This window comes from Paraburkholderia strydomiana (assembly GCF_031456815.1).
In the GTDB taxonomy this organism is placed as follows: Bacteria; Pseudomonadota; Gammaproteobacteria; order Burkholderiales; family Burkholderiaceae; genus Paraburkholderia; species Paraburkholderia caledonica.
On record NZ_JAVDVL010000018.1, the window covers coordinates 48,559 to 64,397 of the forward strand.

At 60.3% G+C, this 15,839-nt stretch carries 13 protein-coding genes and 2 pseudogenes; 8 read left to right on the plus strand and 7 right to left on the minus strand.

The window, feature by feature from the left end; genetic code table 11:
* Positions 1-19: 19 nt before the first annotated feature.
* From J2W46_RS31145 to J2W46_RS31160, 4 genes are read right to left on the minus strand one after another with little or no spacing between them, the layout of a single operon-like run.
* Positions 20-988, minus strand: a complete 969-nt coding sequence (locus tag J2W46_RS31145) for an ABC transporter permease (RefSeq protein WP_088174434.1) — start codon at positions 986-988, stop codon at positions 20-22.
* Entirely contained in the window at positions 985-1,968 is a 984-nt protein-coding gene (locus J2W46_RS31150) for an ABC transporter permease (protein ID WP_310359262.1), read from the minus strand. The genes J2W46_RS31145 and J2W46_RS31150 overlap by 4 nt, the downstream gene beginning before the upstream one ends.
* Complete coding sequence (locus J2W46_RS31155; RefSeq protein WP_310359264.1) at positions 1,952-3,505, minus strand: sugar ABC transporter ATP-binding protein; 1,554 nt, start codon at positions 3,503-3,505, stop codon at positions 1,952-1,954. The genes J2W46_RS31150 and J2W46_RS31155 overlap by 17 nt, the downstream gene beginning before the upstream one ends.
* Positions 3,502-4,656 carry an ABC transporter substrate-binding protein gene (locus tag J2W46_RS31160; protein ID WP_310359266.1) on the minus strand — a complete coding sequence of 385 codons (1,155 nt, stop codon included), beginning with the start codon at positions 4,654-4,656 and terminating at the stop codon, positions 3,502-3,504. Before J2W46_RS31160 ends, J2W46_RS31155 begins: the two co-directional genes overlap by 4 nt.
* 214 nt (positions 4,657-4,870) lie before the next feature.
* Between J2W46_RS31160 and J2W46_RS31165 the strand changes: the two genes are divergently transcribed.
* Positions 4,871-5,794, plus strand: a complete 924-nt coding sequence (locus J2W46_RS31165; protein ID WP_310359268.1) for a helix-turn-helix transcriptional regulator — start codon at positions 4,871-4,873, stop codon at positions 5,792-5,794.
* Positions 5,795-5,993: 199 nt separating this feature from the next.
* Here J2W46_RS31165 and J2W46_RS31170 read toward each other — a convergent pair whose 3' ends face one another.
* Positions 5,994-7,871, minus strand: a complete 1,878-nt coding sequence (locus J2W46_RS31170; protein ID WP_027804319.1) for a potassium transporter Kup — start codon at positions 7,869-7,871, stop codon at positions 5,994-5,996.
* Positions 7,872-8,079: 208 nt separating this feature from the next.
* On the opposite strand from J2W46_RS31170, the pseudogene J2W46_RS31175 reads away from it, so the two are divergent.
* Positions 8,080-8,267, plus strand: a pseudogene (locus J2W46_RS31175) (HAD-IA family hydrolase); the annotation flags it as partial.
* Positions 8,268-8,357: 90 nt separating this feature from the next.
* On the opposite strand, the gene J2W46_RS31180 reads toward J2W46_RS31175, so the two are convergent.
* Positions 8,358-8,963: a hypothetical protein gene (locus J2W46_RS31180; protein WP_310359271.1), complete on the minus strand. Its 606-nt coding sequence runs from the start codon at positions 8,961-8,963 to the stop codon at positions 8,358-8,360.
* 127 nt (positions 8,964-9,090) lie between these two features.
* Positions 9,091-9,210 (minus strand): annotated as a pseudogene (locus J2W46_RS34575) (SOS response-associated peptidase family protein); the annotation flags it as partial.
* 215 nt (positions 9,211-9,425) lie between these two features.
* Here J2W46_RS34575 and J2W46_RS31185 point away from each other — a divergent pair.
* From J2W46_RS31185 to J2W46_RS31210, 6 genes are all read left to right on the plus strand, one after another.
* Positions 9,426-9,809, plus strand: coding sequence for a nuclear transport factor 2 family protein (locus J2W46_RS31185; RefSeq protein WP_088174430.1), 384 nt, complete (start codon positions 9,426-9,428; stop codon positions 9,807-9,809).
* Positions 9,810-9,811: 2 nt separating this feature from the next.
* Positions 9,812-11,374, plus strand: coding sequence for a tetratricopeptide repeat-containing glycosyltransferase family protein (locus J2W46_RS31190; RefSeq protein ID WP_310359342.1), 1,563 nt, complete (start codon positions 9,812-9,814; stop codon positions 11,372-11,374).
* A 741-nt stretch (positions 11,375-12,115) separates the two neighbouring features.
* Positions 12,116-13,096 (plus strand): ABC transporter substrate-binding protein, encoded by a 981-nt coding sequence (locus J2W46_RS31195; RefSeq protein WP_310359273.1) that lies wholly within the window; start codon positions 12,116-12,118, stop codon positions 13,094-13,096.
* 30 nt (positions 13,097-13,126) lie between these two features.
* Positions 13,127-14,164, plus strand: coding sequence for an aromatic ring-hydroxylating dioxygenase subunit alpha (locus J2W46_RS31200; RefSeq protein WP_020066083.1), 1,038 nt, complete (start codon positions 13,127-13,129; stop codon positions 14,162-14,164).
* Positions 14,165-14,168: 4 nt separating this feature from the next.
* The gene (locus tag J2W46_RS31205; RefSeq protein ID WP_204520868.1) at positions 14,169-14,993 is read left to right on the plus strand and encodes an ABC transporter ATP-binding protein; all 825 of its coding nucleotides are present in this window, start codon (positions 14,169-14,171) and stop codon (positions 14,991-14,993) included.
* A 29-nt stretch (positions 14,994-15,022) separates the two neighbouring features.
* Positions 15,023-15,838 carry an ABC transporter permease gene (locus tag J2W46_RS31210; protein WP_027804320.1) on the plus strand — a complete coding sequence of 272 codons (816 nt, stop codon included), beginning with the start codon at positions 15,023-15,025 and terminating at the stop codon, positions 15,836-15,838.
* Position 15,839 lies beyond the last annotated feature (1 nt).

Consider the following 15,839-nt stretch of genomic DNA (forward strand, 5'->3'; position numbering starts at 1 on the left):
GTTCCTGAAATCCGGTCTGCTAGCGGCGCCGCCGGGTCACATAGCAGGCCGATGCGCCGATGATGATCACGCCCTTGACGATGGTCTGCGCCTGAACCGGCATGCCGATCAGCAACACGATGTTGAATACGATGATGAGAATCGCGGCGCCCATCAGTCCGCCCGGCAAGGTACCGCGCCCGCCTGACAGCGCGACGCCGCCCATGACCGCCGCAACGATCGAATCGAGTTCAAAGCCTTTGCCGACCCAGTTGTCGACGATGCCGACAAAGCCCGACAGGATGAGCCCCGCCAGTCCCGCCAACAGCGAACTGAGTACATAGCAGACGATGCGCACGAGATCCGGTCGTACGCCCACCAGACGCGCCGATTCCGAATTGCCGCCCACCATGAAGACGCGCCGCCCGAACGTGGACCGATGCAGCAACACGCCGAACACCGTGGCGCACGCGGCCAGGATCAGTATGTTGACCGGCAAGCCCGCGGCAAAGCCGGTACCCATCTCGTGAAAAACGGGCGGAACGTTGCCCGAGGGCGCGCCTTGTGTGTATGCGAAGCGAAGACCTTCGAGTACGACGGCCGTAGCGAACGTCGCGAGAAACGGCGAGACCTGCCGTTTCGTGACAAGCAGTCCATTCAACAGGCCGGAGCACATGCACATGGCGACGGTCGCGCCGAAGATCGCGGGTGCCGATGCGTTCGTGCCGTCGAAGCCCGTAGCTATGACTGCGGCCGTCGCCATCACGGAAGCGACGGAGAGATCGAGCCCGCCTACGAGGATCACGAACACCTGCCCAATGACGACGATGCCAAGCGGCGCGAACTGCATCAGCATGTTCACGACATTGTCGCGCCGCAGGAAGGTAGGCGAAAACACACCGGAGGCGATGACCAGGACCGCGAAGAAGACATAGATGCCGTAGCGGCGCGCTGTATCTATCGAGAGATAGCGTGCAAGCGACGGACGTTTGGAGAGAACCGAACTCATGCTGTCACCCGTTTGCGCTGCGCATTGACCGACACCGCGATGATGACGGCTAACCCCTGGACAATCAGTTGGTACTGCGACGCGATCCCGGCGAAGTTGATCAGGTTGTTGAGAAGGCTCAGCAGGTACACGGCGATCAGCGTGCCGATCACGCCACCCCGGCCGCCGGTCAGCACGGTGCCGCCCACCACCACGGGCGTGATCGACGCCAGCGTGTAGTTCACGCCGAGATAGGGCTGTCCGGAACCGAATTGCGCAGCCAGATAGATACCGGTCACGCCCGCGCAGATTGCGGAGAAGACGTAGACGAACAGGATCGCGCGCGCCTTGGGAACGCCTGTGAGGCTGGCCGCATGTTCGTCGTCGCCGACCATGTAGATGTAGTGTCCGAGGCGGGTGTGGCGCATGAAAAACGACAGCGCAAAGTAAAGCAGTACTACGATCGTCGCCGTCACCGGTATGTTCAGGAAGCGGCCGTAGGCAATCGAATCGAAGCCGTCCGGAACATTGCCTGCCGGCCCGAGCGAGTAGTACAGAATCGCGCCCTGCAAAACGGCGCCCATGCCGAGCGTCACGATCAGCGGATGGACCTTGAGCCGCAGCACGAGGCCGCCATTAATCAGGCCGACTACTGCTGAAAGCAGCAGCACGACAACGATGGCGCTCGTCCATCCGCCATGAGGGTTGTCCGCGAGGCCGGACGTGAGAGTCGCGCTCGCGCTGATGAGCGAACCCACCGAGAGGTCGATGCCGCCGGTCAGGATGGCCAGCGTCTGCCCGAGTGCCACAAGGGCGAGTCCCGTGGCTTGCTGATGAACATTCAGCAGGTTGCCGACGGTCGCGAAGCGGTCGCTGGCATAGGCGCCTGCGATCAGGAGCAAAACCAGCAGACAGAACCCTGCCAACGGAGCGGCGTTATGCGCCACGTGGCGCCGCATGCCGGTTGCCCTGCCGCCGGTTCGATCAATAAGCGTGCTCATGCGCGTCTCCTGTGGTTTGTGACGTTTCGGTCGTGGCAAGGCGCATGATGTCGTGCTCGGTCATCTGTTGGCCGCTCACTTCGCCGTTGATACGGCCTTCCCGCATGACCAGCACGCGATCCGACATGCCGATCACCTCCTGCAACTCCGAACTGATCATCAGGATTCCAAGACCTCTCGAGGTCAATTCGCGCATGACGCGGTAGATCTCGGCTTTCGCACCGACATCGACGCCACGGGTCGGCTCGTCGAGAATGAGCACGCGCTTGCACACGCGCACCCAGCGGCTTATCAGCACCTTCTGCTGGTTCCCTCCGGAGAGCGTGGCGACGCCGCCGGCGGGATGGGCGCCTGCAATCCTGTATTCGTTGATCGCTGCCTGTGCCGCTGCGCGCTCTAGCGCCGGGCGCATCAGGCCAAAGCGCGACACCTGCGCAAGCGTGGTGGCCGTGACGTTCTGCGCGACATCGAGCAGCATGAGCAGCCCCTGGGACTTGCGATCCTCGGTGACAAAACCCAGCCCGAGCCGGATGGCGGTTCGCGGCGTCATGCGGGTGCGCCGGGTACCGCCTATGTCGACGGTGCCGCGATGCGCTCTCAGCGCACCGAAGATTCCTGCGGCGAGCTCCGTGCGGCCCGATCCCACCATGCCCGCGATGCCCACGATCTCGCCGGCACGCACGGTAAGCGACGCGTCGACTACGCGATTGCCCACGCACAGACCGTTCACCTCCAGCACGTTCGGAACGCCGGGCGCGAGGATCGGCTTGTCCGGATAGATGTCCTTCATCTCGCGGCCCACCATCAGACGTACCAGTTGATCGCGTGTGGTGTTCGCGACACTTTGCGTCGCGACCTTGCGGCCGTCCTTCATCACGGTCACCCGATCGCACAGCTCGAATATCTCGTCGAGCCGATGCGAGATATAGACGATCGCGACGCCCTTTTCCCGCAGCGCCCGCACGCGCGCAAATAGCAATTGCACTTCCTTGCCCGCGATGACCGCAGTGGGCTCGTCGAGGATCAACACGCGCGTCTCGCCGGCCATGGCCTTGGCGATCTCGACCATCTGCTGATCGGCGACGGAGAGGTTGCCGACGTGCTCGCGGGAATCGAGCCGCACGCCCAGTTCGCCCAGCAACGCCTGTGCATCCCGATTCATCCGGCCATGATCGAGTAGCCCGATCCGCGTGCGCGGCTCGGCGCCCGCGAAAATGTTCTCAGCGACAGTAGATTGCGGAAACAGCACCAGCTCCTGGTGGATCACATGGATGCCATGGCGTTTCGCGTCTGCGGCCGATTTCCATTGCAACGGCCGGCCGGCGAAACGTATCTCGCCCGAATCCGGCGCATAGACGCCGGCCATGATCTTGGTGAGCGTCGATTTACCCGCGCCGTTCTCGCCCACCAGCGCATGAATCTCACCGGCGCGCACACCGAGCGACACCTGATCGAGGCTTTTCACGCCGGGGAATTCCTTCGTGATCCGAATCACCTCTAGCAGATCCCCGGCGCTGATGTCAGCGTGCCCGTTCATTTCTCACCCGGTAGCTTGACCTTGAAGGTCGCCGGGTTGTAACCCGGGCCCATTCCGCCGTCGATGATTACATCGGGCGGCCCCTTGCTGTCGACGATCTGATCGATGTACTGGTCCGGATGCGGCACCGACGCCGTCTCGTCCCCGCGCGTCAGCGCGATCTGCGGACTGATCTCGTAGATCTTAGGCACGGTCTGACCGCCGAGGACCTTGAGCGCAACCTCGATGGAAGTGCGGCCCATGGTCGGCGGATAGCCGATCTCCAGCATTGGAATCTTGTACTTCAACGCAAGCTGGAGCGGGCCGTTGAGGTCCGCCGTGGTATGAGGCGGGATTTCGCCGGCCTTGAAGCCCGCGGCAATGAACGCGTCGATGGACCCGGCGACGGGCAAGCCATGAGCGCACCAGACCGCGTTGATGGTGTGCCCGTACTTGGCGATCATCGCCTGCATCTGCTGCTTGGCCTTGACAGGGCTCCAGTCCGAGTAGACCGTATCGAGCACCTTGATGTCGGGATACTGCGAGAACACCTGCCTGGCCGCGGCCTCGCGGTCGGCACTGACGCTCGAACCCGCCTGTCCTGCAAGCATGACGACGTTGCCCTTGCCGTGCAGCTTCTCGACGATCCATTGCGCCCACACGCGCCCCATCATGGCATCCGAGCCCGTCACGAAGGAGACGAAGTTATCCGAAGAGATCCGGCGGTCGACCATCACGACGGGAATGCCCTGCTTCATCGCGCGCGAGACGACAGGATCGAGCGCCCTCTGGGTGTTCGCGCTGACGATCAGCAAGTCGACGCCGCGCGATATCAGGTCCTGGATGTCGGCGGCCTGCTTCGCGTCGTCCATGTTGCCGTTAGTGACGATGAGCTGCTTGATGACATCGGTGTGCTCCGCCGCCGCCTTCATCAGCGAGTGCTGCATGACTACGCGCCAACTGTCGCCAAGCCCCGCGTTGGCGAAGCCGATCACGTAGGGCGGCTTCTTTTTGAATTTAGCGGTATCGGAGAAAGGGATCTGAACGGCGGGGTTGAAAAGGAAGGTTCGCGCGGCTCCTGCGTAGTCGGCGCGCGCGCTCATGGACGGAATCATCAACGCGGCAGCGAGAGCAAGCCCGGTTGCGCGGATCAGGCGAAACGAAAGATGCATTTATGTCTCCGTGAATGTTTTTGTCGTCCTGCCGGTCGTTCATGCACGGGCCTTTCATCTTCATTCGGATCACGACATATAATCGTTTCACCGAACACCGGATGGTGAACGCCAGCGACGGGCTCAGAGTGACACGGTTCGTTTCGCTAAACTAGCAACTGCTATTACTAGTAATGGCAGTAACAGGAATAGGAAAACTCAAGGAGACGAATCGGTGGAAAAGCAGCAGCGGTTAAACGAACTGGCCGATTTCTTGCGCACTCGCCGAGCTCGTCTGCGTCCGGAAGACATCGATTTCCCATCCGGACCGCGACGGAAAACCCCTGGGCTTCGTCGTGAAGAGGTTGCGGAGAAGGCGGGCATCAGCGTCACGTGGTACGCGTGGCTCGAACAGGGCCGCGAAGTCAACGTGTCGTTTCGAACCGTGGAGAGCATAGCTAATGCATTGAAACTCTCTCCGCGCGAACGGACACACCTCTTTGAACTTGCGAACCATTACACGCCGCCCGGGCCTTATCCGATCGCACAAAACGTGACTGACACCGTGCGCCGGATGCTGAAGCAATTAGGCAACATGCCGGCTTATGTGGTCGACGGCAACTGGAACTATGTCACGTGGAACGAGGCTGCGACTAAAGTGTTCACTGACTTCAGAAACCTGCCGGCCGGCCGTTGCAATCTCCTGTGGTTTACGTTTCATGCGGAAGGTGCCCGAAAGCTGTTCCGAGAGTGGGACGCCTATGCGAAATGCGTTCTCGCACAGTTCCGCGGAGACTACATTCTCCGTCCCTCCGGCGAAGTATTCCTTCGAGACCTCGTCGAAGAACTGAATGACACCGACTCGGAGTTCTGCAAATGGTGGGCGGAGCACGACGTGCTCAAGCGCAGCGACTGGCGAAAGGTGATCGAGCATCCCGTTGCGGGCGTACTCGAGCTGGATGCACTGTCGCTCGAGGTGCCCGATGCTCCGGGTACTCGCATCATGGTGTACACCCCCGCGCCCTCCACGGATACCGCGGAACGCATCGAAGCGCTGATGAAGAGCACACGCTCAGCTACGAAATCCTTCGAGGCGGCAACGGTCCTGGAAACCTTCCGCAAACCGGTCGCGCCGCCGCCGAAAAAAACGTCCTATTGAACGATTGGACGCGGCCAGACATCTCGAAGCCCGTCCTGCACTCATCCAAGGCATGGCTCGAATACCGCACCCTCAGCCTTAGAAGTTGTGCTTTTGCGCGAATATACGTTCGGCGTGGTTGCGGTTTCCACGATAAGCGCCGACAGGCTGTCATGCCAAGGACGGACCCGAAACTCTTCGCTCGAGTTGGCACTACCCTTCAAATCTCCACCTGCGCTCCCAGTTCGATGACCCGATTGGGCGGAATCTTGAAGTAATCAGCCGCGTCGCGAGCGTTGCGAGACATCGCGGAATACAAGGCCTCCCGCCATAGCGCCATGCCGGCTTTCGGCGTGGCGAGGACTGTCTGGCGGGCGATAAAGAAGGAGGTTTGCATCGGGTCAATCGAGAGCCCAGCATGCCGACCTTCTTGCAAAGCGCGCGGTATGTCGCGCTCATCCGAGAACCCATAGTAGACGTTCACTTGATAGCAGTTGTGTCCATGCGGGACCACCTTGATGCGTTCCCTATCCGGAACTCTGGGGATGTCGGTGGCGTACACAGTCAAAAATATCGTTCGTTCATGCAGCACCTGGTTATGCAGTAGGTTGTGCAACAGCGCATGGGGTACGCCGTCACCTTCTGCACGGAAGAATACGGCCGTACCAGGCACGCGCAGTGGTGGATTGATGAAGAGCGACTGGAGGAAGTCGTCGAGAGGGATGAGTTGGCGTTGGAGGCTTTGGAATACCAGTTCGCGCCCCCTTCGCCACGTCAGCATGAGCATGACCATTAGCGCACTGATTGTTAGCGTAAACCAGCCGCCGCTAATGATTTTCAAACTCGTGGAAGAGAACAAAGCGACGTCAATCGTCAAGAAGAATCCGGTTGCTGCGACCGACAGCAACAGCGGAAACTTCCAGCCGAAACGAACAACGAAGAATGTCAGCAGCGTCGTCGTCAACATCGTGGCGGTCGCAGCAATGCCATAGGCCGAAGCCAGATTGGAAGACGAGCCGAATCCCACAACGGCCAATATGACAGCCGTGAGCTGAAGCCAATTGACGAGTGGGATGTAGATTTGCCCCTTGTGACTTTCAGAGGTCTGGCGGATGCGCATCCGGGGCAGGAAGCCCAGTGCAATAGCTTGCTGGGTCACTGAAAATGCACCAGAGATTGTCGCCTGCGATGCGATAACGGTCGCCATCGTCGAGAGCACTACGAGCGGATAGACGCTCCAGGGGCCAAGCTGCAGAAAGAAAGGATTCGAAACCGCTGCCGGATTCGATAACAACAAGGCGCCTTGCCCGAGGTAATTGAGTGCCAGCGCGGGAGCGACGATAGAGAACCAGGCCAGGCGAACTGTCTTCTTGCCAAAGTGGCCCATATCGGCATACAGCGCTTCCGCACCAGTGAGCGCCAGGACAACCGCACCGAGGGCGACGAAGGCCAACCACCCGTTGTGGATGAGAAAGCCGAGGGCGTGGAGCGGATTAAAGGCAATCAGAATGAACGGGTTCTTAGCGATATTAGCAACGCCCATCGCAGCAAGCGTAATGAACCAGACCAGCACAATCGGGCCGAACCATTTCCCGATACCGGCTGTGCCCCTGCGCTGCAACAAGTACAGTGCAACCAGAACGGCCAATGTCACAGGGATAACATACGGCTTAAGAGCAGGTGCGGCCACTTCCAACCCTTCAATGGCCGACAGGACTGAAATGGCTGGCGTAATTACACCGTCACCGAAAAACAGCCCTGCGCCGACCATGCCAAGCAGCATCACCGGGTAGTACCAACGGGATTTCTGAGTGACCGACGATAGCGCTAACGCGGTCATCGCCATAATGCCGCCTTCCCCTCGGTTGTCCGCCCGCAAAACAAGAGTTACGTACTTGAGCGAAATTACGATTATTAGGCCCCACAAAATCAGCGAGACCACCCCCAGCACATTGACGGGGACCGGCGAAAGACCGTGATGTTTCGCGAATACCTCCTTCATTGTGTAGAGCGGACTGGTTCCAATGTCGCCGTACACAATTCCGATGGCAGCCAGCGTCAGCGCAGCCATGCTATTTTTATTGGAGTCTGTAGTCACGACGCCGCCTCATTGTTGAGCCTCAAAGCATGTAACTGCGGAGCGAACTGCTGCTCCAGCCCACTACAACTTCTGCAACCGTCGCATCGCATCCGCCCTCCGCTTACGTTCCAGCAGTTTCCCGCTACGGCGCTTCCCACCTTTTGATAGTGATTATAGGCGGGTGCCATTCTTGCCCGCACCGAATCCGTAGCCGCGAAGTTCGCGCAAGTCCAGACTGATGGTGGGCATGGCGAAGCGTGCCGGGCTTCCTTGGGACGCCATTCTCGGCGCCGAAGTCGTCAGAGCGTACAAACCATCGCCGCAAGTCTATGCTGACACACCGAAATCCTTGGACTTAGCCCAGCGAAGGTTTGCATGGTCGCGGCGCATAACGGCGATTTGGCGGCAGCGCGTTTTTCCAGCACACGCTGTCCGTTGGAGATGCATGCACATCGCGCAACCGTTTTGCGTCGCAATGACAAGTGGCGACGGGCGACACTTCTATCACTGCGGAGCAGTCCCGACCCGCTCAACCGAAGTCGCTCGGGCAGAGACGAATTTCGCCCGGACCGAATCTCCGATTTTCAGACCGTCAATAGAACAGTCTGGGGCAACGTCGAATTCCTCAGTTAGGGTCGGGCCGCGCAGTGTGACCAACCGTTTCTTCCGGTCGATTTTCAGCACTGTCGCCAGCAACTCCACGCTCTGGGTTGAACTGGCTTCGCCATCCTGTGTTGGCTGCACAACCTCGGTTTCGATTCGCTCGCGGATGCCACTGGATGCGGACTTGGTGAGGTGCGTCAGAATTGCGTTTCTATATGCGATTTTCACCGTGTCCCCCGGGTGAAATTCTTTTAATTCCGTGACGTCCGGGCTGACTTCTATCACGGCCATTTCGCCGCGCGTGTCGCGCAAGGTCACACTGTTGTGTGACAGGTCTACACCCGTGATGCGTGCCTGAATATGTCGTAGCGCTCCCGCACCGGCCAGTTGGCCTGACTTCTGGAAGCTTGCGTCCTGAGAAAAGGCCGGCTGGAATAGCATCGGGCCGGCCAGGATAACCGCAGCGACCACGCCGAGGCGGGGAACCCGCGTGCTGTATTGCCTCATGTCTGCCTCCTTCCCGGGTCTTCCATGCCGGAGCTTGCAATGCGTGGCTGAGTCGGTTCGCCCCTCTCGGCGCGTGGCATTCGCGAGGCCAGCCCCGAAAGGCTCGGAATCGAGCCAGCAGTGTTCGTCACGCGGCCATGCGATGCTCGTAGTACGGCCGGTCCCTGTCATCAAGTATCGCGTACATTGCCTCCCGGTCCTGTGGATCGGGGTTGAGCCATGCATCTATGTTTTCCGGCTTGATAGGGCCAGGAACGGTCGTTCGACACCGGCTCGAAGATATCGTAGACAATTCGTGAAGTCGTCCCCTTGCTAGCAACTGCCCATCACGATGAAGTTTAGACCCGGCAAGAGCACACATTGAGCACATGCTTCGTGGAGTCTCGAAGTCGTCTGGACGGGCGCCCGGGTTTATCCCACGACGCACGCAATAGGTGAACGTACGGTAGCCGGAGGCACTCCATGCAGGAAGAGAAGATAATTGAAGCCCTGAATGCGCACTGGCAAGCGTCAGCGGCCGGCAATCTCGACGCAGAACACGATATTTACGATGACGATGCCATCTGTGACTATCCCCAGTCAGGTGAGCGAATCCTCGGACGAATGAATTTGCAGGCACTGCGGAGTCATCATCCAGGCAAGCCAGCAGGTTTCGATGTCAGGCGAATTCAAGGAGAAGGTAATCTATGGATCACGGAATACTCCATCACCTATGACGGGCGACCGGCTTACACGGTAAGCATTATGGAGTTCCGCAAGGGGAAGGTCATTCACGAGACCCAGTACTTTTCAGATCCCTTTGAAGCGCCGGGTTGGCGGAGTCAATGGGTTCAGCAGATCCCGTGACAATGCACATTGAACACGCTCTCGCCGCCGCCCAAAAGAACCTCATGGCCGGTCAACTCGACGATGCTGCAAGTCTGCTGCACGGTATTCTCGCAAGCATCCCCGACCACAGTGAAGCGCTTTCGGGCCTCGGTTACATCGCCGCCGAACAAGGCGATCATGCACGCGCTGCAGAGTTTCTGATACAGGCATCGGCGCACATGTCCGTGTCGTTTGAACAACTGAATTTCGCCGCGCGGGCGTGTCAGTTGGCACAACGTCACGACGATGCAATAGCGCTGTTCGAGCGCTGCCTGGCCCGGTTCCCAGACCATGCCGCTTCATTGCATGGCGTCGCAATGGGGCTGATACAGCTTGGCGAACTGCAGCGTGCACTCGAAATCCTGGTGCATCTGTGCAAAATCCAGCCGCGGTCAGCCGAAGCGCATTACAACCGGGGCTCGCTGCTCGGTAAGTTGGAGCGGTATGAGGACGAGCTGGATGCTTACCGGCAGGCGATCGCGCTCAAACCGCGTTTCGTGCGCGCATACGTCAATCTCGGTGTCGCATTGCGAGATCTGCGACGCTTCGATGAGGCGCTGCTTCAATTCAAGAAGGCGCTTTCGATCGATCCGAACGACGTCGGTGCCCGCACCAATCGGGCTCAGACGAATTTGCTGCTCGGCGAATTCGAACACGGCTGGCGCGAATATGAATGGCGTTGGCGCGATGGCACCGGTAGCCACGGCTTTCCGCAGAGCACCCTATGGACCGGCGGGCAACCGATACGTGACAGGACAATACTCGTTCATCACGAGCAGGGGTTCGGCGACACGCTCCAATTCGTACGCTTCGTGGATCGGCTCAGTGCGGCTGGAGCTCGCGTCGTGTTGCGCGTTCAGGATGCACTACTGCCGCTTCTGAAGAATTATCGGGGCGCGGCCGAAGTCATCGGCGAGACGGGAGAAGTGCCGCATTTCGATTATCACATTCCGACCCTGAGCCTGCCGTTTGCGCTCAAGGTTCGCGCACCCGATCTCGCGGTGACCGGTCCATATGTTCACGCAGACGACGCGCTTGTCCGTCAATGGGACGATCTGTTTGCCGCCTCTGCTCGACGGCGGAAGGTTGGGATCGTATGGTCGGGAAGCCGGACACATGTGAATGACCACAACCGGTCTATATCGCTCGAACAACTGACGCCGTTATTCGATGCCGACGCGGACTTCTTCGCGTTGCAACATGATGTACGTGACAGTGATCGGACGTGCCTCGCGCAGCTTGAGCAGCGCGCGGTGCTGCGCGACGTTTCCGCGCAGCTTACTACGTTCGCTGAGACGGCTGCGCTGATCGCTCGCCTCGACCTCGTGATCAGCGTCGACACGGCCGTAGCGCATCTGGCGGGGGCGCTCGGAAAGCCCGTATGGATTGCTGTGCCGTTCATGCCGGACTGGAGATGGCAACTCGACAGAAGTGATAGTCCATGGTACGCACAGGCGCACTTGTTTCGACAAACGACACGAGGTGACTGGACTGGCGTAGTGGCTGCGCTTCGCGCAGAGCTCGACGCTTGGCGGGGCGCCTGAACGGCGCCCTGCGAACAGCGAGCGCCATTCATGTGCTCGCGGCGAGGAGCTGCAAATGGGATCGCGTTATCCCGGTCGTGTCGAGTGTCCAATTTGCAGTTCTCTTACGGACATTCTCGATGACGACTCGACAGACGACTCCCGCTGCGTCTCTATACTCCTCTCGCATCACTGCAACCACATTATTCATTGCGTGCGCGGGGGGACTGAAAACCACAGATGTCATGTCGAACGGCGAGCCCCATCTGTATTCGATCTCTTTAAAATCGTTTCAGTCTGATTGAAGAGCGTCCGTCAGAAAAAGGGTTGGGTTTTCACCTACCTTTATAAAACCGTGCAACGTCTCTCTGTGAGGAATGCGTTCCTTCACAGTGCGTCCATGCCTCACGATTGGGCGCCGCTGCCCCGGTATCGCCCTCTCGGACAGGCCTGCAACAACCCGAGGTCCGGCAGTCCCGGCAACAAATGTCTGGCATGGATATCGCTTAAAGCGTTGCAGAGTATAAGCGGCTAGCGTCGGCGTATCTGACCGGCGTGGGGCATTGCTCTTGGGGCGCATCGCGCGCCTACGTCGACCAGCCTCGACGTTCGAACGGAATCGTCCGGATTCCGTCGACAGGAAGCGTTGCGTGAATCGCCCCGAATCTTCCTCGATCGTCATCCGGCACGCCGAGCGCATTGCGCCCGACACGTTCTTACGTCCGCATGGTCTTCCTACGTTCCAACAGGGGAGCCCTTTTCATGCGTGTATTGAATCGCATCTTGAGCAGCATCGTTCTAGCCGCGAGTATCTGTTCGACGACATCGGCGCGCGCCGACGATCACGTCACCATCCTGACAAGCTGGTATGCGCAGGCCGAGCACGGCGGCTTCTATCAGGCACAGGCCACGGGCCTCTACAAGAAAGCCGGGCTCGACGTCACGATCAGGATGGGCGGCCCGCAGGTCAACGGTATGCAGTTGCTCGTCGGCGGCCAGGCTGACTTCATTCTCGGCTACGACTTCCAGGTGCTGTCGAGCGTCGAGGCGGGGATTCCGGTGACGACGGTCGCCGCCTCATTCCAGTTCGACCCGCAAGGCATGCTCACGCACGACGACGTGAAGAGCCTCGCGGACCTCAAAGGCAAGACAATCCTGGTCGCGGGTTCGGGCCGCACGTCGTGGTGGCCCTGGCTCAAGGAGAAGTATGGCTATAGCGACGGTCAGACGCGTCCCTATACGTTCAACATCCAGCCGTTCTTCGCCGATGCAAACGTCGCGATGCAGGCGTATCCGTCATCCGAGACGTTCCAGGCCGAACGCGCGAACGTGAAAACGCACTTTTTCCTTTTTGCCGACGCCGGCTATCCGCCCTACAACACCACCATCGTCGGCATGAAGAAGACTCTTGCCGAGAAGCCCGATGTGGCCGCGCGCTTCGTGAAGGCGTCGATGGAAGGCTGGAAGAGCTATCTCGCCGATCCGGCGCCGGGCAACGCGCTCATCAAGAAGGACAATCCCGAGATGACCGATGCGCAGCTCGCGTTCGGCGTGGCGCAACTGAAGAAGCTGAAGCTCGTGACGGGCGGAGACGCCTCGACGCTCGGCATCGGCGCGATGACCGACACGCGCTGGAAGCAGACCTACGACTACATGGTCGGCGCGAAGCTGCTCAAAGCGAGCACCGACTATAAGAGCGCCTATACGCTGCAGTATATCCAGAACGCAAAGGTCATGCCCTGAGCGGGCTTCACGGAATCAAGGAGTCCGATCATGCTGGTTACACGTCAGAAAGTTTTGCGCCGCTTCTGGTACGCGGTCATGCCGATCTCGCAACTCGACGCAGGTCCGCAGCCGTTCACGCTGCTTGACGAACCGATCGTCCTGTGGAAAGGCGCGGGCGGCAAGCCGCATGCGCTGCGCGACCGCTGTTGCCATCGCACGGCGAAGCTCTCGAAGGGATTCGTCGATGCCGATGGCAACATCGCCTGCGGATATCACGGCTGGACCTACGACTGCAGCGGCAAGTGCGTGCGCATTCCGCAAAACGCGGGCGGCGAGATTCCGTCGCGCGCGATCGTGCAGTCGTATCGCTGCGAGGAGCGCTACGGTTACGCGTGGGTTGCGCTCGACGATCCGCTGCAGCCGATTCCCGAATTTGCCGAGGAAACCGCACCGGGCTACCGGCGCATCCTGCAGTTCTACGAACAGTGGAATACGAGCCCGCTGCGCATGATGGAGAATTCGTTCGACAACTCGCACTTCAGCTTCGTGCACAAGTCGAACTTCGGTCTCTTCGACAATCCGAAGCCATCGAAGTACGAGTTCCGTCCGAACGAATGGGGCTTTGAGGCCGAGACGCGCGTGCCGATCCGCAACCCGCAAGCGAGCTTCCGCATCACGGGCACCACGGACGACATCACCGAGCGCCATCTGATGAACCGATGGTACTTGCCGTTCGCGCGGCGCTTCGGCTGCATGTATCCGGCAAGCGGCGTGCATCACATCATCTACAACTGCGCGACGCCGATCGACGACCGGACGATGATGCTCGTGCAATGGCTCTATCGCAACGACACCGAAGAGCAATGCTCGACCCAGGAGCTGATCGACTGGGACCGGCCGATCACCGATGAAGACCGCGAGATTCTCGAAGCCACCGACTACGACGCGTGCATCGACGTGCGCCGCCAGCAGGAATGCCACATGGCATCCGATCAGCCCGGACTGCTAATGCGCCGCATGCTGCTCGAGCTCCTCGAAAAGCACGGCGAGCGCGAAGTGTTCCGCATCGATACAGAGGAGGCATGAGGCCATGAGCGATGACAGCAAAGACACGGCGCTCGCCGTCCAGCGTGTCGACAAGGTCTATCCGAACGGCACGATCGCACTGGACGATGTACGCCTCACCATCGGCGCGGGAGAATTTGTCTCGCTGCTCGGACCGTCGGGTTGTGGCAAGAGCACGCTGCTGAAGATGTTTGCCGGCATCGAGACGCCCACGCACGGTCACATGCGGTGGTGGGGCCAGCCTTTCAGCGTCGTCGGATCGGTCGGGCGGCGCATGTCGATGGTGTTTCAGGAAGCCACGCTGATGCCCTGGGCGTCGATTGCCGACAACGTGCGCCTGCCGCTCGACCTCGCGCACGTACCGCGACGCGAAGCCGACGCGCGTGTCGCCACGGCGCTCGCGAACGTCGGTCTTGGCGGCTTCGGCACAGCGCGTCCGCGCGAGCTGTCGGGCGGGATGCAGATGCGTGCGTCGCTGGCACGGGCGCTCGTCACGGAACCCGACCTGCTGCTGCTCGACGAGCCATTCGGCGCGCTCGACGAATTCACGCGCAACAAGCTCGATGCCGATCTTCGCGCGCTCTGGAGGAAGCGCGGGATGACCGTGGTGTTCGTCACGCACAGCGTCTACGAGGCGGTGTATCTGTCGGGACGCGTAGTCGTGATGCAGGCGCGGCCGGGGCGTATCATCGCCGACGTGCCGATCGGCGGGCCGGCCGAACGCGACGAAGCGTATCGCGTGTCGGCACCCTTCATGCAACATTGCAAGACGCTGTCGGACCTGATCACCGACGCGCATCTGGCATCGAGTGAAGACAGGCAGGTCGATACCGAAGGAGCGCAATCATGAGTAGTCAGACGCTTGCAACGAAGCCTGCGATGCAGCCGACAGCCGAGCGCCGGCGCAGCCCGCCGCTGTTACAGCGGCCCGGCGTAGCGAAGGCGATGGCGCCCTGTGTCGTCGGCATATTGATGCTGCTGGTCTGGGAAGGCTGGTGCGCGCTCTTCAAAGTGCCGGTGTATCTCGTGCCCGCGCCGCATGACATCGCGCTGCAATTGGTCGCCGATGGCCCGATGCTCGTCATGAGTCTTCTCGCGACGCTCAAGATCACGCTGCTCGCCTTCGCACTCGCAACAGTCCTGGGCGTGGCGGTCGCTTTGCTCTTCGCGCAGAGTCCGCTGATCGAGGCGAGCTTATTTCCTTATGCAATCTTGCTGCAGGTCACGCCAGTCGTCGCGATTGCGCCGCTCATCATCATCTGGGTGAAGGACACGACGTTCGCGCTCGTGATCTGCGCGACGCTCGTCGCGTTGTTCCCCATCATCTCGAACACCGCACTCGGCTTGCGCAGCGTCAACCCGGGCCTTGTCAGCCTGTTTCGCATCAATCGCGCGACACGCTGGCAGACGCTTGTGCGTCTGCGCATCCCGAGCGCCCTGCCGTATTTCTTCGGCGGCTTGCGGATTTCGAGCGGACTTTCGCTGATCGGTGCGGTCGTCGCGGAGTTCGTCGCGGGAACCGGCGGCAGCGGTTCGGGTCTGGCTTATCAGATTCTGCAGGCGGGATTCCAGTTGAACATTCCGCGCCTTTTTGCGGCGCTTTTTCTGATCACGCTCACGGGCGTGGTGCTGTTCGGCATCACCGTATGGGTCGCGCGCATCGGCTTGCGCGGCTGGCACGAAAGCGAACTCTGAG